The following is a 20323-nucleotide window of genomic DNA, read 5'->3' on the forward strand; positions in this document are numbered from 1 at the left end:
CACATAACGTTAACACAAAAGGTGATATTGCTCATGTTCCCTCTCTGCGGATAGGTGGTAATATGAAGGCATTTATTCCCCTTATTATAACCGTGCAAGAGCCTGTACCGGGGTGATATGAAGCCCCGTTATAGCCTCTTGCTTCGCTGCTTTACAGTGACAGAATAACGGACGGTGACAGAAGAGTGTGTTTCTTTTTGGAGCCGGGTGTGGGCATGAATGCCGTCTATTACCTTTCGGCGGCCAATCAGAGAGACTCGGAGGATGACAGGGATGGGTAAAACAACCGGATTTATAGAATATCAGCGGCGCACGCCTGCTGAATGCGAGCCGCTGGAGCGGATTAAGAACTGGAATGAATTCTCGGTTCCGATGGAGGAAGAACAGCTGCGTGAGCAGGGTGCCCGCTGTATGGATTGCGGAACACCGTTCTGCCATGTCGGGCGTATGTTGTCGGGGATGGCCAGCGGCTGTCCGCTGCATAATCTGATTCCAGAGTGGAATGACATGGTATACCGCGGCAACTGGCAGGTTGCGCTGAAGCGCCTGCATAAGACGAATAACTTCCCGGAATTTACAGGACGCGTCTGCCCAGCGCCTTGTGAAGGCTCTTGCACAGTAGGGAAGAACGGTGATTCGGTAACGATTAAATCGATCGAAAAAGCGATTGTAGATAGAGGGTTCGCGGAAGGCTGGATCGTGCCTGAGCCGCCGCTTACCCGGACAGGCAAGAAGGTTGCCGTCGTCGGCTCCGGCCCTGCCGGGCTGGCCTGTGCTGCCCAACTGAACAAAGCGGGACACAGTGTAACGGTCTATGAGCGGGCTGACCGGATTGGCGGACTGCTGACCTACGGCATTCCGAACATGAAGCTGGATAAGAAGAAGGTGCAGCGCCGGGTAGATCTGCTGGCTGCGGAAGGCGTGACCTTCGTCACCCGGACTGAGATCGGCAGAGATATTACTGCCGCTCAGCTGCAGGAGGAGCATGATGCCGTTGTCCTCTGCGGCGGATCGACCAAAGCACGCGATCTGCCGCTCGAAGGCCGCGAGCTGCGCGGCATTCATCAGGCGATGGAGTTCCTGACGCTGAACACCAAGAGCCTGCTGGATTCCGAACTCGCGGATGGAGAGTATCTGTCGGCGGCGGGCAAGGATGTGGTCGTCATCGGCGGCGGAGATACGGGGACGGACTGTGTAGCGACCTCCATCCGCCATGGCTGCCGCAGTGTGATCCAACTGGAGATTATGCCGCAGTCACCGTTGACCCGCCAGCCGGGTAACCCGTGGCCGGAATGGCCGAAGGTGCTGAAGGTGGACTACGGACAGCAGGAGGCGGCTTCGTTATATGAAGAAGATCCGCGCCGCTATTTGGTCAATACCAAGCGCTTCGTGGGCGATGCAGGCGGACATGTGCAGGAGCTGCATACAGTGCGTATTGAATGGAAGCGTACGGAAGACGGGCGGATGGCCCCGGTAGAAGTACCGGGCAGCGAAGAGGTTGTTCAGGCGCAGCTCGTGCTGCTGGCGCTGGGCTTCACCGGACCGGAGGAGACGGTGCTGGAACAGCTCGGCGTGGAGCGCGATGAGCGCTCCAACGTGAAGGCAGAGTTCGGCGCGCAGGCAACGAATGTGGAGGGCGTTTTCACAGCCGGCGACATGCGGCGCGGCCAGAGCCTTGTGGTCTGGGCGATTAACGAGGGCCGCCAGGCTGCCCGCGAGGTAGACCGCTTCCTGATGGGCTCGTCCAATCTGCCTTGAGGCTTGCTGACTAAGGTAGTTGCGGGTAGACGCCAAGGCAAGAGGTACGCTTCAAGAAATGTCTCATCGAGAGATGCTCTGTGAAGGGGGCGGCCTGGCAAGAACCGTCCTGTTAGGAGACGGACCGCTAAGAGACGCCCTGTTATGAAACATCCTGTTATGAAACGCCCTGTTAAGAAACGCCCTGTTAAGAAACATCCTGCATAGAGACGCCCGCCAGGGCGTCTTGCTTTGCGTTCACTCGGCTGAGGCGTTTACAATGGATGCAGAGGTGTGACGAACCTCTTTCACTAATTTTCTGTTAATACATTGTGCAAACCGTGATGTGACCAATTGTTGCATATATTGCAGTTTTGGTGCATTGATACATGGGAGTTTAGGCGAAATGTTGCACAAATAGCAGGAAATCATCCCGCAATTCAGCTTGAAGGAGAAGGAATCCTGCCTTTTATGCAACAATAGCTGATTTGTGCCGGAATGGTGCGCGGAATGTTGCATTTAGGGCAGGATTTTATAGAGAGTCACAGCAGTTGTTCAACCTATATGGATAGAGAGGAAGCGTAAGAATGAAGCTGATGTTCATTTCCGATATTCACGGATCACTGTACTGGCTGGAACAGGCGCTGGCGAAGGCGGACGAGGAGCAGCCGCACACGCTGGTTATTCTGGGGGATTTCCTGTATCACGGACCGAGGAATCCGCTGCCGGAGGGATATAATCCGCAGGGGGTCGCCGACAGGCTGAATGCTTATAGCGAATCGGGCAAATCGTTGGCGGCGGTAAGAGGTAACTGTGATGCCGAGGTGGATCAGATGCTGCTGCACTTCCCGATGATGGGCGACTATGTGCTTATTCTGCATGAAGGCCGCAAAATCTACGCCACCCATGGGCATGGCTTCAGCATCGATCACTTACCTGCGCTCGCCCCGCAGGATGTGTTCATTCAGGGGCATACGCATCTGCCGGTGGCAGAGGTGAAGGACGGCATTAATGTGCTCAACCCCGGATCGATTGCGCTGCCCAAGGAGAACAACCCGAACTCCTATGGCGTTCTGGAGAACGGTGAGTTCAGCATTAAGGATTTTGAGGGCAACATCATCAAGCATATCACTCTGTAAAATCGATTCATCCCTGAGGTCCTCTGATTGTAGTCTCGCAATCTATCTGATTAGAGTCTCACAGTTTTTCTGATTACAGTCTACAGATTATTATGCTTCTATGGCAGTCCCTCTGGATATTTCCAGAGGGATTATTGCTGCGCAGCAATTGAGCCCACCGGCATATTAATGTATGATGGGTGAGGAGCTTGCGGGTAGATTCCCCGGCTTCAAAAACTAAACAGCAGAGGTAACTAAATGATGCATCCACGTGATTTACACTATACAATGCCAGCCGAATGGGCCAAGCATGAACGGACCTTCATTTCCTGGCCGGTGAAGGACTCGATGGTACACCCTGATAATCATGAAGCGGTTAGCGGGGGCTATGCCGAGATTATCCGCGCGATTGCCGAATTCGAGCCGGTGACCGTTATCGTCAATCCGGATGAGCTGGAAACTGTTGAGGAATTAGCACTTGGCGCTAACGTGACGCTACTCCCAATTAAGCACAATGATGCCTGGCTGCGGGACAACGGACCGACCTTCCTGGCAGGTCCCGATGGGAAGCTGGCCGGGGTCAACTGGAAGTTCAATGCCTGGGGCGGCAAATATTCGCCTTGGGATCTCGATGATGAGGTGGCTCCGCAGATTCTGAAGCACCTGGAGGTCAATGCGTTCGATGCTCCGCTGGTGATGGAGGGCGGCTCCATTCATACAGACGGTGAAGGCACGATACTGACCACCGAGGAATGCCTGCTGAACCGCAACCGCAATCCGGAACTCAGCCGCGAGGAGATTGCCGCGTACGTCAAGCAGTATACCGGAAGCGAGTCGATCATCTGGCTGAAGCAGGGCCTCAGCGGGGATGAGACGGACGGGCATGTCGATAACATCGCCTGCTTCGCGGCACCGGGCAAGGTGATTATCCAGGTCTGCGAGGACCCGCAGGATGAGAACTATGCGATTACGCAGGAGAATCTGCGCATCCTGGAGCAGACAGTTGATGCCAAAGGCCGGAAGCTGGAGATTATCCGCATTCAGCAGCCGCCCCGCGTGGACTTCGAGGGCAGCCGCCTGACGCTGAGCTATCTGAACTTTTATTTTGTGAACGGCGGAATTATCCTGCCGGTCTTCGGCGGTACAGCGGCTGAGACGGACAAGCTGGCTGAAGAGACGCTGGCCGGGCTGTTCCCGGACCGCCGCATCCGTACAGTGAACGGCATGGCCGTCATCGGCGAAGGCGGCAACGTGCACTGCACCACCCAGCAGATGCCTGCGGTGAATGGAGCTTAACGAAAAGCGAAAAGAAGTGGAGGGGAAATTTGGAACTGTAGGAGCGTTAGCGACCGCCTGAAAGCTTTCCGTAGGAAAGCTCGCTATCTCCAGCATCAGCTGTCACCGGCCGGAAGTCCAAATGTTCACCGCAGCGACGACCAAGCTTTGAGTTCTAAGTGTAATAAGTTCATATAAGGAGGAACAACCATGAGACAAGTAAAAGTAGCCGCGACGCAAATGAGCTGTTCCGGCGACATTGATGAGAATATCCGCAAGGCGGAGACACTGGTTAGAGAGGCAGCAGCCCAAGGCGCGCAGATTATTTTGCTGCAGGAACTGTTCGAGACGCCGTATTTCTGCCAGAAGGAGAAGTCCGATTACTATGCCTATGCTACGGAGCTTGAGCAGAACAAGGCGGTGAACCACTTCAAGGCTATCGCCAAGGAGCTTGAGGTGGTGCTGCCGATCAGCTTTTATGAGAAGAAGAATTATGCGCGGTACAACTCGCTGGCGGTAATTGATGCGGACGGAACCGTGATGGGCAAATACCGCAAGAGCCATATTCCTGACGGTCCAGGCTATGAAGAGAAATTCTACTTCAACCCGGGCGATACCGGCTTCAAGGTGTGGAATACCCGTTATGCCAAAATCGGAGTCGGCGTATGCTGGGACCAATGGTACCCGGAAGCTGCCCGGGTGATGAGCCTGATGGGTGCGGAGATTCTGTTCTACCCTACAGCTATCGGCTCGGAGCCGCAGGATGGGTCGATTGATTCCAAGGATCACTGGCAGACCTGCATGCTGGGTCATGCGGCCGCTAACCTGATTCCTGTCGTAGCCTCCAACCGGATCGGGAAGGAGACTGACGAGGATTCCAGCATTGATTTCTACGGCTCGTCGTTCATCGCTGGTCCGCAGGGCAACAAGATTGTCGAAGCCGGACGGGATGAGCAGACGGTGCTGGTCAGCGAATTCGACCTGGATGCCCTTGAGGTAGGCCGGATTGAATGGGGGATCTTCCGTGACCGCCGTCCAGAGCTGTACCGGATGATTGCTTCCTATGACGGCGATTTGACCTTCTAAACGATTTGCTAATATGTATTGACCATTCAGTAAGCAGCCAGAATGCTGCCGGAGCTCTCTCCGGGACGTTTTGGCTGCTTTTTTGCATAATATGTTACAATATATCGATAATAGTGTCATATTATATTACACAAAAGGATAAAGTTAATTGTCATCATCACTTTAATCTGATAAAATCTCCTTAAGTTATTTGACAAATAAGTAGGGGGATTGGAGAATGGGAATCCGGAAAACATGGGCGATGTCAGGTATGGTAGCACTCCTGGTCTTGGCGATAGCGGGTTGTGGCTCTGATAATGATGCAAAAGGCGGCAGTGCGGACGGGCAAAGCCTCAAAATCGCTACCGATGCCAGCTATGCACCAATGGAGTATATGGATACCGATACGATCAAGGGCTTTGACATTGATTTCATCAAGGCGGTAATGGAGGAAGCCGGCATCGATTACACGGTCACCAACACAGGCTGGGATACTATGCTGACCAGTGTGAAGCAGGGCACTGAATATCAGGCGGGTGTATCCTCGGTATCGATTACAGATGAGCGTAAGGAAACCTATGACTACTCCATCCCTTATTTCGAATCTACGAACATGATCATGGTGAAGGAAGGCAGCGATATCAAATCCGCCCTGGACCTGAAGGGGAAGAAGGTTGCCGTTCAGGCAGCCACGACAGCAGATGAGCTGATGAGCGGCATTATGGGTGTCGACAACGGCAACCTGAAGCGGTTCGACAGCAATGCGGTAGCGCTGATGGAGCTGAACGGCGGCGGCGCGGATGCGGTGGTTGCCGATATCGCCATCGTGAACGAATACATCAAGAACAATCCGAAGGAGAAGCTGACAGGCATTATCGACAAGGAGAATTTCGGCTCCGAGTACTACGGTATCCTGTATCCGAAGGGCAGCGAATGGAAGGCTAAGCTGGACCCGGCGATCAAGAAGGTGATCGAGAACGGCAAATATGCGGAGATCTACAAGGAATGGTTCGGCGAAGAGCCGGACACGGCGGCGCTTATGAACGCGAAGTAGCCTAAGAACCGGCAACAATTAAGCATGCGTAATGATTGCTATTGCGCATGCTTCTTTTTTTGAGCAAGCCACAAGCAGAAGAGAAGGGAAGAATTCTATGGATTTCAGATTCGACATCATCATTCATTATTTACCGGTTTTGCTAAAAGGGACCTTGTTCACCATCGGCGTATCGCTGGTCTCCATTCTGTGCGGCTCTCTGCTGGGTCTGATTATCGGCTTCGGTAAAATGGCGCCCAAGTGGTATTTCCGCTGGCCGTTTCATGCCTATATCAACATCTTCCGGGGTACGCCGCTCTATGTGCAGATTCTGATCGTCCACTTCGGGCTGATCCCGTTGTTCTACGGCAAAACCTATGCGCTGATGAGCGCATTCGTGGCGTTGTCCCTCAATTCCGCCGCCTATTCCGCGGAGATCTTCCGCGCCGGTATCCAGTCCATCGACCCCGGACAGCGGGAAGCGGCCTTATCCCTCGGAATGACCCGGCGGCAGGCGATGCGCTTCATTATTCTGCCCCAGGCCATCAAACGGATGGTTCCCGCCTTCGGGAATGAATTCATCGTGCTGGTGAAGGACTCCTCGCTGCTGGCACTGATTGCCGCCCCTGAAATTATGTACTGGAGCAATACCATGAAAGGCCAATACCTGCGGATCTGGGAGCCGTATCTGACCGCTGCACTGATCTATTTCATTCTTACTTATTCGCTAAGCAAGCTGCTTAATTATATCGAACGGAAGGTGTAACCCCTATGGAACCGGTTATTTCAGTCAAGCATTTGCATAAATCATTCGGTGCCCATCAGGTACTGACGGATATCAGCGTCGACATTCACAGCCGGGAGGTTGTGGTAGTCATCGGGCCTTCAGGCTCGGGCAAATCGACCTTTCTGCGCTGCCTGAATCTGCTGGAGCAGCCGCAAGCAGGCGATATTATCATTGAAGGCACTTCCTTGATGGCCAAGAGCACAAGGATTAACAATATCCGTACCGAGGTGGGGATGGTCTTTCAGCAGTTCAATCTGTTCCCGCACCGTAAAGTGATCGAGAACATCATGCTGGCCCCGATGAAGGTGCGGAAATGGACGGCGGATCAAGCGAGGCAGAAGGCTTTGGAGCTGCTGCAAAAGGTAGGTCTCAGCGAGAAGGCTGAGATGTATCCTGCCTCGCTCTCCGGCGGTCAGGCACAGCGGGTGGCGATTGCCCGGGCGCTGGCGATGGAGCCGAAGATCATGCTGTTCGACGAGCCGACCTCGGCCCTGGACCCCGAGATGGTGGGCGAGGTGCTGGCGGTTATGAAGGAGCTGGCAAGTGAGGGGATGACCATGGTTGTGGTGACTCATGAGATGGGCTTCGCCCGTGAAGTGGGGGACCGGGTGCTTTTTATGGAGCAAGGGGCCATTGTCGAACAGGGTGCGCCCGGGCAGCTGTTCGGCAGCCCGTCGCATGAGCGTACACGGGAGTTTCTGTCCAAGGTGCTGTGAGAACCGCCCAAAGTAGAATATTGTTATTTAATCGGTTATATTAGAAGAGTAAGAAATAGGCAATAAGACCATGAATGATTAGCTGCCCAGGGTGGCGGGGAGGAGGCTCGGGGATATCTTTTTTTAAAGTATAAGGATGACAGCGGCTCTGCATAATGATTTATCCTTATATTTCCGGCAGAAAAGGATAGGGTGCTTAATAAGCAGGCATAGTCTTCTGCTGGTCATAATTCCATAATGATAGAAGGAGAATACGATGAGCACATTCAAAAATTGGCTGAATACCACCAAAAACGGACTGACGGATCAAGTGAAAAAATTTAAAAATAAAGACTTTATGAACGCGGTAGTAGCGGGCTGTGCGCTGGTCGCTGCGGCTGACGGCAAGATTGAGGAAGCTGAGAAGAACAAGATGGCGGGATACATGAATCTCAGCAATGAACTCAAGGTATTTGACATGAGAGATGTTATCACGCAGTTCAATTACTATGTGAGCAACTTCGAATTCTCGCCGGAAATCGGCAAGCAGGAAGCGCTTAAGGCCATCGGAAAGTTTAACGGCAAACCGGAGGTTGGACGCTTGATCGTAGGCGTATGCTCGGCGATTGGTGCAGCGGACGGCGACTTCGATGAGCATGAGAAAGCGGTTGTGCGGAATATCTGCAGCGTATTGGGACTCAGCCCAAGTGAATTCAGCCTGTAATTACAGGCTGAATTTCATTTGCTAATTCCTGAAACTTTAGGCGATGGACCGCCGTATCACTGATGTAACACCCGCAAGCACACTTCTATCTGGAAACGGAGGTACTTCAAGTTGGCTGGAATTAATCTGGTAAAAGGTCAGAAGATCGATTTAACCAAAGGCAATGCCGGACTGTCTAACGTAATCGTAGGACTGGGCTGGGACCCTGCCGAACCGGCAAGAGGATTCTTTGGGGTTAAAAAACAGGCGAATGTTGATTGCGATGCTTCAGCGCTGCTGCTGAATGAGAACGGCAAGCTGACGAACAAGCTGAACCTCGTCTGCTTTCACAACAAACAGAATGCGAATAACTCTGTAGTTCACTCGGGAGATAATCTGACGGGTGAGGGAGACGGGGACGACGAACAGATCATGGTGAATCTGAAGTCGATTCCTGCCGATGTTCATAAAGTCCTTGTTGTGGTTAACATCTACGATGCGGTGAACCGCAAGCAGGATTTCGGCATGATCAAATCTGCGTATATCCGTATTATTAATGCGGCAGGCAATGCAGAATTGGTTAAGTTTAATCTGACAGACAATTATACAGGCTTCACGGCACTGATCTGCGGCGAGCTGTACCGTCATGGCGATGAGTGGAAATTCGCAGCCATCGGTGAAGCGGCCCACGCCGCGCATATCAACCAGCTGGCAGAACGTTACATCTAAATCTAAATCCAATTTGAGAAAAGAGGGCTCTATTCATGGCTATTAACTTATCCAAGGGACAAAAAATTGATTTAACCAAAACGAATCCAGGCTTGTCCAAAATTACAGTCGGCCTCGGATGGGATACGAATAAATATGATGGCGGCAAGGACTTTGACCTTGATGTGTCGGTGTTCCTGACCAATGCCAGCGGTAAAGTGGACAAGGAGTCCAACTTCATCTTCTTCAACAACAAGCAGAACGAGAACGCTTCTGTCGTGCACACCGGCGATAACCGCACAGGGGAAGGCGACGGAGACGATGAGCAGGTTCAAGTCGATTTGCTTAATGTTCCTGCAGATGTGGACAAAATTGCCTTCACCATTACCATCTATGAAGCAGAATCCAGAAGCCAGAACTTCGGACAAGTATCCCGTTCTTATGTGCGTATCGTTAACGATGCGAATAGTGAGGAACTGATCCGCTTTGACCTGGGTGAAGATTTCTCCGTTGAAACAGGTGTAGTTGTCGGTGAATTGTACCGTAACGGCGCAGAATGGAAATTCAACGCGATCGGCAGCGGCTATAAGGACGGTCTGGCCGGCTTGACCCGTGATTACGGTCTGCAATAAGGCTCTGACATTACGGGAATTAAATCTGTAAGGAAAGAGGGTTTTTGACAGTGACGATCAGTCTTTCCAAAGGACAGCGGATTGATCTTACCAAGACGAATCCGGGTCTGACCAAAGTTGTAGTAGGACTGGGCTGGGATACAAACAAGTACAGCGGCGGCAAGGATTTCGACCTTGATGCATCCGCATTCCTGCTGCATGAGGACGGCAAAGCCAAAAGCGAAAATGACTTTGTATTCTATAACAACCCGACTGGCGGTACAGGCTCTGTAACCCATACAGGCGACAACCGTACAGGTGAAGGTGACGGGGATGATGAACAGATCATCGTAGACTTCAGTCTGGTGCCTGCCAATATTCAGCGGATCGGGATCACGGTCACGATCTATGATTATGAGGCCCGGGCGCAGAACTTCGGACAAGTCTCCAACGCTTTTGTCCGCGTTGTAGATGCATCCAGCGACCGTGAGGTGCTGCGGTTCGATCTGGGCGAGGATTTCTCCACCGAGACGGCTGTAGTCTTCTGTGAATTCTACCGCCAGGGGGCGGATTGGAAATTCCAGGCGATCGGCAGCGGCTTCGCCGGCGGACTAAGCGCATTATGCAAAAACTACGGGCTGGACGCGCAATAAGAGCTTCAAAGGCGGGATCATCATCGATCCTGCCCTTTTTATACACAAAATCTGATAAGTTGCGCTCTTATCCATGTATAAAGGTGGCGTAAGAATGAATACAGAAGTAGTCAAAGGACAGAAAGCAGATCTGACCAAAGGAAACCCGGGGCTCCGCAGCATTACGGTTGAGATCGGGTGGAAAGCTCCGTCTTCCATGGATATTGATGCTTCCGCATTCCTGCTTGGAGCTGGCGGTAAAGTGGGCAGTGACGACGATCTGATCTTTTACAATAACCCGTCTACTCCCTTTATCACCTATAAAGATGTGCCGGGTACGGCTGCGGGCGGGACGAAGCAGTTTGAGGTCTCGCTGGACAGAATTCCGGCAAACATAGTGAAGATTGCCTTCACGCTTACTCTGTATGACGGAGAAAACCGCAAGCAGATGTTCGGACAAATGAGTGAAGCGGAGTGCCGGATCGTGAATCAGGCGACAGGGGCACAGCTTCTGCGGTGTAACCTCGGAAATCAGTTCTCTGTGGAAACGGCTGTTGTAGTTGGAGAATTATATAGACATGGTGAAGAATGGAAATACAGTGCAATTGTTGCGGGCTTCTCGGGCGGGCTTAAGGCGCTCTGCGGCAATTATGGCATAGAAGTTGAGGACGAGCCTGCACCGGCAGCCAAGCCGCCGGAACAGACACCGCCGGCACGCCCGCCGCTTCAGGTGCCGCCGCCCCGCGCAGAGTCATCCAGACCGAATATTGTGATTCCGCCACCGCCCGCACCGGCACCGCCTAAGCAGGAGGCTGCCCCCGCACCGGCGCTGAATCTCAATCTGAAGAAGATTGAACTGAAGAAGAAGGGCGACTCGATTAACCTGAAGAAATCGGCCTCCGGACTGGGTGAGCTGCTGATTAACCTGAACTGGAACCAGAAGCAGGGCGGAGGACTGTTCAGCCGTAACAAGGGCGGGGTGGACCTCGATCTGGCTTGTCTGTATGAGCTGAAGAACGGCAGCAAAGGCGTGGTGCAGGCTCTGGGCAATGCGTTCGGCAATCTCCAGCAGCCGCCTTACATCATGCTTGATGGAGATGACCGGACCGGCTCCGTAACATCCGGCGAGAATCTGCGTATAAACGGAAGTAAGGTAGCCCAGATCGAACGGATTCTGGTGTTTGCCTTTATTTACAAAGGAGTTACCAATTGGTCTGAGGCGGATGGAGTGGTTACCCTGAAGCAGGATGGAGGACCGGATATTATCGTGAATCTGGACGAGCATAACAACCGTAAAGGCATGTGCGCCATCGCGCTGATCCGCAATGTGGAGGGCGAGACCTTCAGTATTGAACGGCTCGTGCAATATTTCAGCGGTCACAAAGAGATGGATGAGGCTTATGGCTGGGGGCTTCGCTGGGTAGCGGGAAGCAAATAATTTGATATTACCGGAGGCGCAAGTGGAATGGACTGGTTCAGTGATTTTTTTAGGAGTATCGGTGAGAATTACGGGCATTTCTTCTCATGGAGTGATATTGCAGGGACACTATCCGACCCTGTCAGCTGGGGGATTATCGGAAGTCTGATTCTGCTGGAGGGTCTGTTGTCAGCAGATAACGCGCTTGTACTGGCGGTTATGGTTAAGCACCTGCCGAAGGAGCAGCAGCGTAAGGCTTTGTTCTACGGGATACTCGGCGCTTATTTATTCAGATTCCTGGCCATTGGTCTGGGGACCTATCTCGTCAAATTTACGCTGGTTAAGGTACTCGGGGCCTTGTATCTCTTCTATATTGCCTACAAAGGGTTGTTCAAGGGCAGCGGTGAAGATGGCGAGATTAAGAATAAAGGTGCCTCTTTCTGGAAGACGGTCCTCCTGGTTGAATTAATGGATATTGCCTTCAGTATTGACAGCGTGGTAGCAGCATTCGGTCTTAGTTCTGAAGTCTGGGTACTCTTCCTTGGCGGTATTCTCGGCGTACTGATGATGCGCGGTGTGGCACAGGTGTTCCTCAAGCTGATCGCAAGATATCCTGAACTGGAACAAACGGCATTCCTGCTTATTGCACTGATTGCCGGTAAAATGCTTGCCGGAGCCTTCGGCTATGAATTGCCGCATGTAATTTTCTTCGGTATTCTAATTGCGGTGTTTGCAGGTACTATCGTGTATAGCGCAAGCAAACGCAAGAAGGCTGAGAACCACAAGGCCTGATGCCTGATTGAGTTGCAGGCTTCATCTCTTTATCCTTTATAGCTGTGCAGGAAGGCGCGGGGTTCACGGGAAGGGTGGACTCCGGCACGCCTTTCGGGTAATCGTAATAGGTTTATAGCATGGCCTTTGCTTGGGTTCAAAGAAAGCCGGATACCGTCCCCGAGAGGACGGCATAGCTGGTTCTGCTCGCAGCCAAAGGCCATTTGTATTGTGCTGGCACAACATTAAGGGGGAAGGGCCTTGAGATATTTCGATTACCTCACACAAGAACAGGAAGCCTCATTATTCCATGTTCCGCCGGTTTCATTTGATCATACTACCCGCAAGGATTTACTGGCTTATGCCGTCGGAGCAGCCCTTTATATGCCGGCCACCCGTGCCAGTGTTGCCGAAGATATTATTAAGCTGAGAGCCTCGGGGCTTATCACGGTAATCATAGATTTGGAGGATGCCATCGGGGACGGTGAAGTGGATTATGCCGAAGAGTCCATCGTCAGGCATCTGGCGTTTCTGTCTGCTTATGCAGAGAATGAGCCGGACCAGCGCGGCAGTCTTCCGCTGCTGTTCATCCGCGTACGTAACCCTGCACAGCTGAGAGATCTGATTTTCAGGCTCGGATCATTAATCACCATGCTGACCGGCTTCGTCTTCCCCAAATTCTCCGTAGAGAACGGTACGGATTATTTCGAGGCTATTGCCGATTACAATGACACACGCAGCTATTCCGCCCCGGTGCTGTACGGGATGCCGATTCTGGAGAATGCGCCGATCATCTACCGGGAGAGCCGGATGGACACGCTGCTTGGGGTCCGGGATCTGCTCGGACAATACCGCGAGTATGTGCTGAATGTCCGGATTGGAGCAACGGACTTCTCCAGCCTGTTCGGACTGCGGCGCAGCCCGGATATCAGCATCTATGATCTGACACCGATCCGCGACTGCATGTCGGATATCATTAACGTATTTGGCCGTGTGGAGGAAGGATACGTGATCTCGGGTCCTGTGTGGGAGTATTTTGCCAGCAAGGGGCACCGGGTCCTCCGCCCGCAGCTGCGGGAGACGCCCTTCGAGGATACCTACGGCAAGCATGGCCGCGAGATGCGCAACAGCTTCATCTCAAGCTCCATGGACGGGCTGATCCGGGAAGTGATTCTGGACAAGGAGAACGGCATTGTGGGCAAAACCATTATCCACCCTTCCCACCTCAGACCGGTGCAGGCAATGTATACTGTAATGCATGAAGAGTATGTGGATGCCTTAAGTATTGTAGACAGCAACGATGGCAGCCGCGGCGTGTTCAAGAGTGAATACTATAACAAAATGAATGAAATCAAGCCTCATTTGAACTGGGCCAGACGAATTTTATTACGATCTCAAATATACGGGGTGTTACATGAACAACAGCATTTTGTCGGATTACTACCCGAGAACGAATACACACACGTTTAATATCGTCGAGAATTTGCAGGTTACGGTAACAGAAACCTCGAATCCTTTTCATATGCCTGTGGAGTCCTTGTTCTCCATGGCTGCACGAATCAATAAGAAGCGCTCCTTCCTGTTTGTCAGCAAAGTCCTTGGCAAGCATATTCCCGTAGGTCCGTATACCCCGCTGCTCAGCGGAGCGGCACTCGCCTTGCTGCTGTATCTGGAGATGAGCGCGGATACCGCTGACCGGGAGGTTATGGACCCGCTGATGAACCAGGCCGTTCATGGTCTGATCCATCCTGAAGTTGCGGAAGAAGCTTATCATGCGCTGCTAGCTGCGCAACTGGTTCTGCCGCAGCCGGTTCTGTTTATCGGGTTCGCCGAAACCGCTACCGCCTTGGGCCATAGCATGTATAATGCGTTCGCTGGCGGTGCGTCTTATATTCATACCACGCGTGAGCTGATCCCTGAGCTGGAATCGGTGGTCACTTTTGAAGAGGAGCATTCCCACGCCGTAGATCATCTGTGCTATGCCTTGAATGCTGAACTGTTATCGGGGACAGAGCCGATTGTGCTGGTGGATGACGAGATTACGACCGGTAATACGGCGATTAATACGATCCGGGACATCCAGTCCAAATTTCCGCGCAGGGACTATGTAGTGGCCTCTCTCCTGGACTGGCGGAGTGAAGCTAATATCCAGGCTTACCGTGATCTGGAGCAGGAGCTGGGAATTCGTATAACCGCTTTATCCCTGCTTCAGGGAAGTATCAAGGTGGAGGGAATACCGCAGCTGCAGGCCGCAGCTGATAGCGGAGCCGCTGCTTCCACAGACGCAGAGCTTGTAACCACTTATGCATTCGACGGCTTAGAACGGCTTCTTGTAACCTCGGCGGATGGGCAGGGCGTTATCAATCCATCGCCATATCTGAAGCACAGCGGCCGCTTCGGTCTGGAGTCTGCGGATAATGCGCAGATGGATGCAGCTGTCAGCCGCGTGGCCAGGCAGCTCCGGGGACTGCGTGAAGGAGCCCGTACGCTGGTGATGGGCGTAGGCGAGTTCATGTATCTGCCGATGCGGATCGCCGCAGAGATGGGAGAGGGCGTGTTGTACCAGTCCTCAACCCGCAGTCCGATCCATCCCGAGCGGCGTGCGGATTACGGTGTGCACAGCGCCGCTGCCTATCCGTCCGCAGGCGATACGGAGATCACGAATTTCATCTATAATGTGGACCCCGGCCAGTATGACGATATCTTCGTCCTGCTGGAGCGCGAGGTGCCCCGGCAGCGGATTGCGCCGATGACGGATATTTTACAGAGGCTGGCGGGCAATAAGGTACATCTTGTTGTGCTCAGCCCAGAACCAGTTACGGGAGGCTCAGGGCTATGAAGGGAATAGATATCGAAGCCATTCACAATAGAAGAATATCTCCTCCGGTGGCACTGGGCAGTTATCCTGCTTCCGACGTTACCTTTCTGCTCAAGGATCTAAGCAATGTATCCCTGGAGCGGGGGACGGCGGAGCGGGAGGAAGCGATCCAGTCCGGCGTGCATTATTCGGAGATGCTTCCGGTGGAATACCAGCCGACAGAACAGTATATCGAATTGTTTCATGAGACGCTGCAGCAGACTGCGAGAAAGGTGGCGCTGGCTGTAGCTGTGGTGTCCGAGATGATTGTTGCCCGGCGGGGAACGGCGAATACCGTGCTGGTCTCCCTGGCGAGAGCGGGCACTCCTATCGGGGTACTGATCAAACGTTATATTCTTGAGAAATATGGAGCGGATCTTCCGCATTATAGCATCTCGATTATCCGCGGTAAGGGAATTGATGAGAATGCGGTGCTCTACATGCTACAGCAGCATGGAAGGGATGCCGAGCTACAATTTATCGATGGCTGGACCGGCAAGGGGGCCATCCGGCAGGTGCTGATAGAGGCCTGTGAGAGTATGTATAAGAAATATGGCATTACGCTAAATGACGATCTGGCGGTACTTGCTGATCCCGGTCACTGCTCGGGAACCTACGGTACCAGGGAGGATTATCTGATTCCAAGCGCCTGCCTTAACTCTACGGTATCCGGCTTGATGAGCCGTACGGTGCTCCGCGATGATCTGATCGGGCCTGAGGAATTCCACGGGGCCAAATTCTACAAGGAATGGCTGGACAGTGATCTGTCCAACGTATTCGTTGATGCAATTACCCCGTATTTCGCTGAAGTAGCGGCAGAGGCGTTAGCGCAGGCTGCGGAGATGCTTGAGCATCCGCCGGAGCTTACCTGGCAGGGGCTGGCCGATATCCGCAGTATTCAGGATACCTTCGGCATAGATAATATTAATCTGGTGAAGCCCGGAGTGGGGGAAACGACGCGTGTACTGCTGCGCAGAGTGCCCTGGAGGATCCTTGTCGACAGGCTGGACAATCCCAACCTGCGGCATATTCTGCTGCTGGCTGAGGACCGGGGCGTGCCGGTAGAGGTCTATCCCGGGCTGACCTACTCCTGCTGCGGAATCATCAAGCCGCTGAAAGGGGAGAGTGAATGATCTACGCCAGCGATCTGGACCGCACGCTGATTTACTCTCTTAGCGCAATAGGCGTTCCTGAGGATACCCCCGGTCTGGTTCCGGCAGAGGTCGTTGACGGCAGGACGGTATCGTATATCTCACAGCAGGCTCTGGCTACACTGATAGAACTGGCGGCGAAGATTGTCTTCATGCCGGTGACTACACGTACGATTGCCCAGTACCGGCGGATTAACCTGTTCCAGGAGACGGTCATTCCGGATTATGCCATCACCAGCAATGGAGGCAATATTCTTGTGAACGGGGTAGTGGATCAGGAATGGCGGACGGCTGTAGGCAGAGCGGTGGAACGCGGCTCTGCTGCGGCTGAAGAAGCCGAGGGCATCGTGCGCGCGGTCGTCCGGGAAGAATGGATCCTTAGCCGGCGTTATTGCGATGAGCTGTTCTATACCTTCGTGGTTCACCGGGATCTGCTGCCGCTGGAGGAGATTGCCCGGATGGCGCAGCGGCTGGGTGAGCTTGGCTGGAAGGTATCCCTACAGGGGCGCAAGCTCTATATCGTGCCGGAGGCGGTGAACAAAAGCGATGCTATTCTCCATGTCCGCCGCACCGTGCACTCAGAGCCGATGGTCGCCTCCGGGGACTCCCTTCTGGACAAGAGCCTGCTCGCCGCTGCCGACTATGCGATAGCCCCCTGCCACGGAGAAATATTTGCCGAGCAGCAGGCGGGTTTAGTACACTTAGAGTATCCGTTTACTGAGCGGCCGGGAGTATTTGCCGCGGATGAGATTATGCAGTATGTTCACAGGATTTATACACATTTGACAGCATTGGGAGTTGGACCGCCACCATGAAAAAGGTAAATATATATTTCAACCGCTGGTTCTCTGTTGCCTATCACTACATGAATCTCATCCGGGGCAATGAAGACGGGATTCCGGTGCAAATCTTCGCGACCCACCCGGATATCCACCATATGTCGCTGCAAGGCGCGGATGTGGCCGGGACCGAGCCGGCGCTCGAAGGCATTGAATATGTGCAGTTCTGTGTTGACTTCTGCCGCCGGAACGAGATTGATATCTTCATCCCCCGGCTGCATATGCTGGATATCGCGCTGCATGCTTCGCTGTTTGATGAGATCGGGACGAAGGTGCTGGTCTGCCGTGATCTGGATCTGCTGGAGATGATCATGGACAAAGGCAAGTTCTACGAGAGTGTGAAAACCACCGGGATTATGACAATCCCTGATTATCACGTAGTTAGTAATGCAGAGGAGTTCAGGGAAGCTTATGAAGACCTCGCAGCTAAAGGACACAAGGTCTGCTTCAAGCCTACCGAGACGGAAGGCGGACTCGGATTCCGGATCATAGATAATGACCGCAGTCCCGTGGAGGAGCTGTTCGGTCATGTGACTCCGCTGATCTCCTTCGAGGAAGCTTACCGCATCCTTGCAGAAGCCGGGAGTTTTCCTAACCTGATGGTGATGGAGCTGCTGGAGGGATATGAATATAGTATTGATTGCCTGTCGGATGAGACGGGCAGGCTGCTGGCTGCAGTCCCCCGCCGGAAGGCAGGCGGCCGTCTGCGGTTGATGGAGTATATCCCGGAGCTTGCGGAGGTGGCCCGCAGGGTGGCTGAGACCTACCGGATTCCGTTCAATTTCAATATCCAGATGAAATACAGCGGCGGCGTCCCCAAGCTGCTGGAGATTAACCCGCGGATGTCCGGCGGCCTGCATATCTCCTGTCTGTCCGGAATTAACTTCCCCTATCTGGCTGTCAAAAGCGCGCTCGGCGGCGAGGTTCTGCCTGCATCGTTCGAGCATAACGTCCTGGCCAGCCATGTCGAGCAGCCGCTGATCATGAGAATAAACGGAGAATCCGTCATTACGGATTCCGTGAATTGAGCGTGTAGCATTCACGCTCATAAGAGGTGAGAAGGAATGCAAGCTAAATTCAAAGTACTGGCGTATGCCGGTGCCGGTTATGTCGTAGCCGTACTGACCAGCGGCTTCCTGCCTGAGCTGGTCTCGCTGCTGCTTCCGGTAATTGGGGCAGCACTTGCAGTGCCGGAGCTCAGGCGCACAAGAGTGAATCTCCCGGTGGAGGTGATTCCTGCCGGGCAGGAGCCGCAGGCGATTCCGGCGGCGTCCGCCGCCGCGCTGCAGGCTTCGTCTGCTGCCGCTGCTGCTCCTGCAGCTGCGGCGGGACAGGCTTCTACGGCCCATCCGGGAGCCGGGCACAGGGAGGAAATACAGATCGGGGCAGAGTTCGCCCCGGTGGTGGAGTATCTCGGAATCCTGGAGGATATGATTATCTCCGAAGGGCAGAAGGATACGCTGGACAATGAGATTGTCGAGAAGTCGCTGGCACTGTTCGCCAGACTGCAGCGTGTTATTCCGCTGCTGCAGGAGCTGGGCAACGGCGAGATCAACCATACCGTCCGCAGGCTGGTGCTGAAGGACCTTAATGGAGTAATCAACCCGTTCCTGCGCCTGGGCGGCGAGGCCAAGACAAGAAACCGGAGAATGCTGCTGAACGGTCTGCGTGATGTCGATGCCAAAATTTCCGATATTGCGTCCACGATCGAGCACAAAGACCTGATGGAACTTCAGACCAAGGCGGAACTGATACATCAGCGATATAGCAGTTCCGAATTATAGGAGGAGGAGAACCATGTCTACGCAGTTAATTGAGCTTAGAAAAGAAGATGAGCAGAAGGTAGTTCAGGAGGCTTCCCAGCTAATTGAACAGGTAGCCAAGACAGACACGGTGGCACTGGATTCCCTGATGGATGATATCGGGAAGCTTGGGGTGAAGACGCAGGAGAAGGCAGGCCAGACGCTGAAGCTGCTGGACCGCCCCGTCAATGATCTGATGAGCGGCAAGCGGGTGGAAGTGCCCAATATGATTATGAAGCTGCGTAATGAGTGCGAGACCCTTCAGCAGAGCAAGAATGTCAGCTTCTTCGGTAAAATGCTGCGCAAAAGCCCGCTCAAGAATTATGTCTACAAATATCAGTCGGTCCGCACCAACATTGATGCCATTATCACCGGTCTGCGTGACGGCCGGGATACGCTGGAGGAGAGCATCGTTAACATGCGCCAGCTGAAGCGTACCTCCATGGAGGAGATCTATAACCTCCAGACCAAGATCGCCTTCGGCAACAAGCTGAAGGAGCTGTTCGAGGTTGAGATCGCCAAGCCCGAGAATGAATTCCGCAAAGCGTATCTGGAGCGGGGGCTGCGCAAGGTTATGGTGCGGATTCAGTCCATGACCGAGATGATTCTGCTCTACAATCAGGCGATTGCGGCAACAGATATCATCAATGACAATAATGACAAGCTGATTGATTCGGTAAACAACGCGATTGATAAGACCTCTAACCTGATCACCGTCTCGGCGATGATTGCCATGTCCCTGGCCGATCAGGAGAATGTAATCAATGCGGTGGAAGCGACCAACAAGACCATCGAGGACCAGTTCAAGGAGAATGCGCGGCTGCTGCGCACGACGACCGAGAAGACCACGGAGCTGCTCTCCAAGCCGTCCATGTCCCTGGAAGCCGTGAATCAGGCCATTGGCGACCTGCTCAGCGCCCTGGATACCTCGGAGCAGTCCAACCGGCGGATCATCGAGAGCTGTCAGGACTATACGTCCAAAATGACCACCATCAACACCCAGCTGAACAACCGGCTCGGGCTTAACGAAGGCTCACAGCCGCAGGCTTTGAAGCAGGCGGAGAGCGGGCTGAGCAGCTTTTTGAACTGATGATTTGAATGTGGCTGGTACAATTTTTATAG

At 53.3% G+C, this 20323-nt stretch carries 20 protein-coding genes; all 20 read left to right on the plus strand.

Annotated features, from left to right (window positions below; translation table 11 throughout):
• Positions 1–273 precede the first annotated feature (273 nt).
• The 20 genes from NSS83_RS21635 to NSS83_RS21730 all read left to right on the plus strand — a co-directional run bounded on the left by NSS83_RS21635 (position 274) and on the right by NSS83_RS21730 (position 20291).
• Positions 274–1758: a glutamate synthase subunit beta gene (locus NSS83_RS21635; protein ID WP_341182917.1), complete on the plus strand. Its 1485-nt coding sequence runs from the start codon at positions 274–276 to the stop codon at positions 1756–1758.
• A 566-nt stretch (positions 1759–2324) separates the two neighbouring features.
• Positions 2325–2876 (plus strand): phosphodiesterase, encoded by a 552-nt coding sequence (gene yfcE, locus NSS83_RS21640; protein ID WP_341182916.1) that lies wholly within the window; start codon positions 2325–2327, stop codon positions 2874–2876.
• A 240-nt stretch (positions 2877–3116) separates the two neighbouring features.
• Positions 3117–4151: an agmatine deiminase family protein gene (locus tag NSS83_RS21645; protein WP_341185159.1), complete on the plus strand. Its 1035-nt coding sequence runs from the start codon at positions 3117–3119 to the stop codon at positions 4149–4151.
• Between the two features lie 189 nt (positions 4152–4340).
• Positions 4341–5216, plus strand: a complete 876-nt coding sequence (gene aguB, locus NSS83_RS21650; protein WP_036695594.1) for an N-carbamoylputrescine amidase — start codon at positions 4341–4343, stop codon at positions 5214–5216.
• Positions 5217–5433: 217 nt separating this feature from the next.
• Complete coding sequence (locus tag NSS83_RS21655) at positions 5434–6249, plus strand: basic amino acid ABC transporter substrate-binding protein (protein ID WP_341182915.1); 816 nt, start codon at positions 5434–5436, stop codon at positions 6247–6249.
• A gap of 97 nt (positions 6250–6346) precedes the next feature.
• Positions 6347–6994: an amino acid ABC transporter permease gene (locus NSS83_RS21660; RefSeq protein ID WP_341182914.1), complete on the plus strand. Its 648-nt coding sequence runs from the start codon at positions 6347–6349 to the stop codon at positions 6992–6994.
• A gap of 5 nt (positions 6995–6999) precedes the next feature.
• Complete coding sequence (locus NSS83_RS21665) at positions 7000–7731, plus strand: amino acid ABC transporter ATP-binding protein (RefSeq protein ID WP_341182913.1); 732 nt, start codon at positions 7000–7002, stop codon at positions 7729–7731.
• Positions 7732–7987: 256 nt separating this feature from the next.
• Positions 7988–8434, plus strand: coding sequence for a tellurite resistance TerB family protein (locus NSS83_RS21670; protein WP_076161751.1), 447 nt, complete (start codon positions 7988–7990; stop codon positions 8432–8434).
• Positions 8435–8545: 111 nt separating this feature from the next.
• Positions 8546–9142 carry a TerD family protein gene (locus NSS83_RS21675; protein WP_341182912.1) on the plus strand — a complete coding sequence of 199 codons (597 nt, stop codon included), beginning with the start codon at positions 8546–8548 and terminating at the stop codon, positions 9140–9142.
• A gap of 35 nt (positions 9143–9177) precedes the next feature.
• Complete coding sequence (locus NSS83_RS21680) at positions 9178–9753, plus strand: TerD family protein (RefSeq protein ID WP_076161755.1); 576 nt, start codon at positions 9178–9180, stop codon at positions 9751–9753.
• A gap of 50 nt (positions 9754–9803) precedes the next feature.
• Positions 9804–10385, plus strand: coding sequence for a TerD family protein (locus tag NSS83_RS21685; protein ID WP_341182911.1), 582 nt, complete (start codon positions 9804–9806; stop codon positions 10383–10385).
• A 94-nt stretch (positions 10386–10479) separates the two neighbouring features.
• Positions 10480–11802 (plus strand): TerD family protein, encoded by a 1323-nt coding sequence (locus NSS83_RS21690; protein WP_341182910.1) that lies wholly within the window; start codon positions 10480–10482, stop codon positions 11800–11802.
• A gap of 27 nt (positions 11803–11829) precedes the next feature.
• Entirely contained in the window at positions 11830–12573 is a 744-nt protein-coding gene (locus NSS83_RS21695) for a TerC family protein (protein WP_036695602.1), read from the plus strand.
• Between the two features lie 240 nt (positions 12574–12813).
• Positions 12814–14022 (plus strand): HpcH/HpaI aldolase/citrate lyase family protein, encoded by a 1209-nt coding sequence (locus tag NSS83_RS21700; protein WP_051477877.1) that lies wholly within the window; start codon positions 12814–12816, stop codon positions 14020–14022.
• A gap of 76 nt (positions 14023–14098) precedes the next feature.
• Positions 14099–15391, plus strand: a complete 1293-nt coding sequence (locus NSS83_RS21705) for a phosphoribosyltransferase family protein (protein WP_341348755.1) — start codon at positions 14099–14101, stop codon at positions 15389–15391.
• Positions 15388–16542 carry a cysteine protease StiP family protein gene (locus NSS83_RS21710; protein ID WP_341346449.1) on the plus strand — a complete coding sequence of 385 codons (1155 nt, stop codon included), beginning with the start codon at positions 15388–15390 and terminating at the stop codon, positions 16540–16542. Before NSS83_RS21705 ends, NSS83_RS21710 begins: the two co-directional genes overlap by 4 nt.
• A complete protein-coding gene (locus tag NSS83_RS21715; protein WP_341346450.1) occupies positions 16539–17375 on the plus strand; it encodes an HAD family hydrolase in 837 nt (278 codons plus the stop codon). Before NSS83_RS21710 ends, NSS83_RS21715 begins: the two co-directional genes overlap by 4 nt.
• Positions 17372–18427: an ATP-grasp domain-containing protein gene (locus tag NSS83_RS21720; RefSeq protein WP_341182907.1), complete on the plus strand. Its 1056-nt coding sequence runs from the start codon at positions 17372–17374 to the stop codon at positions 18425–18427. Before NSS83_RS21715 ends, NSS83_RS21720 begins: the two co-directional genes overlap by 4 nt.
• Before the next feature lie 36 nt (positions 18428–18463).
• Positions 18464–19183, plus strand: a complete 720-nt coding sequence (locus NSS83_RS21725) for a hypothetical protein (RefSeq protein ID WP_341182906.1) — start codon at positions 18464–18466, stop codon at positions 19181–19183.
• Between the two features lie 13 nt (positions 19184–19196).
• Positions 19197–20291, plus strand: a complete 1095-nt coding sequence (locus NSS83_RS21730; protein WP_036723538.1) for a toxic anion resistance protein — start codon at positions 19197–19199, stop codon at positions 20289–20291.
• Positions 20292–20323 lie beyond the last annotated feature (32 nt).

It is taken from the genome of Paenibacillus sp. FSL H3-0469 (assembly GCF_038051945.1).
Lineage (GTDB): Bacteria > Bacillota > Bacilli > Paenibacillales > Paenibacillaceae > Paenibacillus_AQ.

Bases quoted from the DNA above. Each gene is read 5' to 3' on its own strand.
- NSS83_RS21635 (WP_341182917.1), top strand. From the start codon at position 274: ATGGGTAAAACAACCGGATTTATAGAATATCAGCGGCGCACGCCTGCT.
- yfcE (WP_341182916.1), top strand. From the start codon at position 2,325: ATGAAGCTGATGTTCATTTCCGATATTCACGGATCACTGTACTGGCTG.
- NSS83_RS21645 (WP_341185159.1), top strand. From the start codon at position 3,117: ATGCATCCACGTGATTTACACTATACAATGCCAGCCGAATGGGCCAAG.
- aguB (WP_036695594.1), top strand. From the start codon at position 4,341: ATGAGACAAGTAAAAGTAGCCGCGACGCAAATGAGCTGTTCCGGCGAC.
- NSS83_RS21655 (WP_341182915.1), top strand. From the start codon at position 5,434: ATGGGAATCCGGAAAACATGGGCGATGTCAGGTATGGTAGCACTCCTG.
- NSS83_RS21660 (WP_341182914.1), top strand. From the start codon at position 6,347: ATGGATTTCAGATTCGACATCATCATTCATTATTTACCGGTTTTGCTA.
- NSS83_RS21665 (WP_341182913.1), top strand. From the start codon at position 7,000: ATGGAACCGGTTATTTCAGTCAAGCATTTGCATAAATCATTCGGTGCC.
- NSS83_RS21670 (WP_076161751.1), top strand. From the start codon at position 7,988: ATGAGCACATTCAAAAATTGGCTGAATACCACCAAAAACGGACTGACG.
- NSS83_RS21680 (WP_076161755.1), top strand. From the start codon at position 9,178: ATGGCTATTAACTTATCCAAGGGACAAAAAATTGATTTAACCAAAACG.
- NSS83_RS21690 (WP_341182910.1), top strand. From the start codon at position 10,480: ATGAATACAGAAGTAGTCAAAGGACAGAAAGCAGATCTGACCAAAGGA.
- NSS83_RS21695 (WP_036695602.1), top strand. From the start codon at position 11,830: ATGGACTGGTTCAGTGATTTTTTTAGGAGTATCGGTGAGAATTACGGG.
- NSS83_RS21705 (WP_341348755.1), top strand. From the start codon at position 14,099: ATGGCTGCACGAATCAATAAGAAGCGCTCCTTCCTGTTTGTCAGCAAA.
- NSS83_RS21710 (WP_341346449.1), top strand. From the start codon at position 15,388: ATGAAGGGAATAGATATCGAAGCCATTCACAATAGAAGAATATCTCCT.
- NSS83_RS21715 (WP_341346450.1), top strand. From the start codon at position 16,539: ATGATCTACGCCAGCGATCTGGACCGCACGCTGATTTACTCTCTTAGC.
- NSS83_RS21720 (WP_341182907.1), top strand. From the start codon at position 17,372: ATGAAAAAGGTAAATATATATTTCAACCGCTGGTTCTCTGTTGCCTAT.
- NSS83_RS21725 (WP_341182906.1), top strand. From the start codon at position 18,464: ATGCAAGCTAAATTCAAAGTACTGGCGTATGCCGGTGCCGGTTATGTC.
- NSS83_RS21730 (WP_036723538.1), top strand. From the start codon at position 19,197: ATGTCTACGCAGTTAATTGAGCTTAGAAAAGAAGATGAGCAGAAGGTA.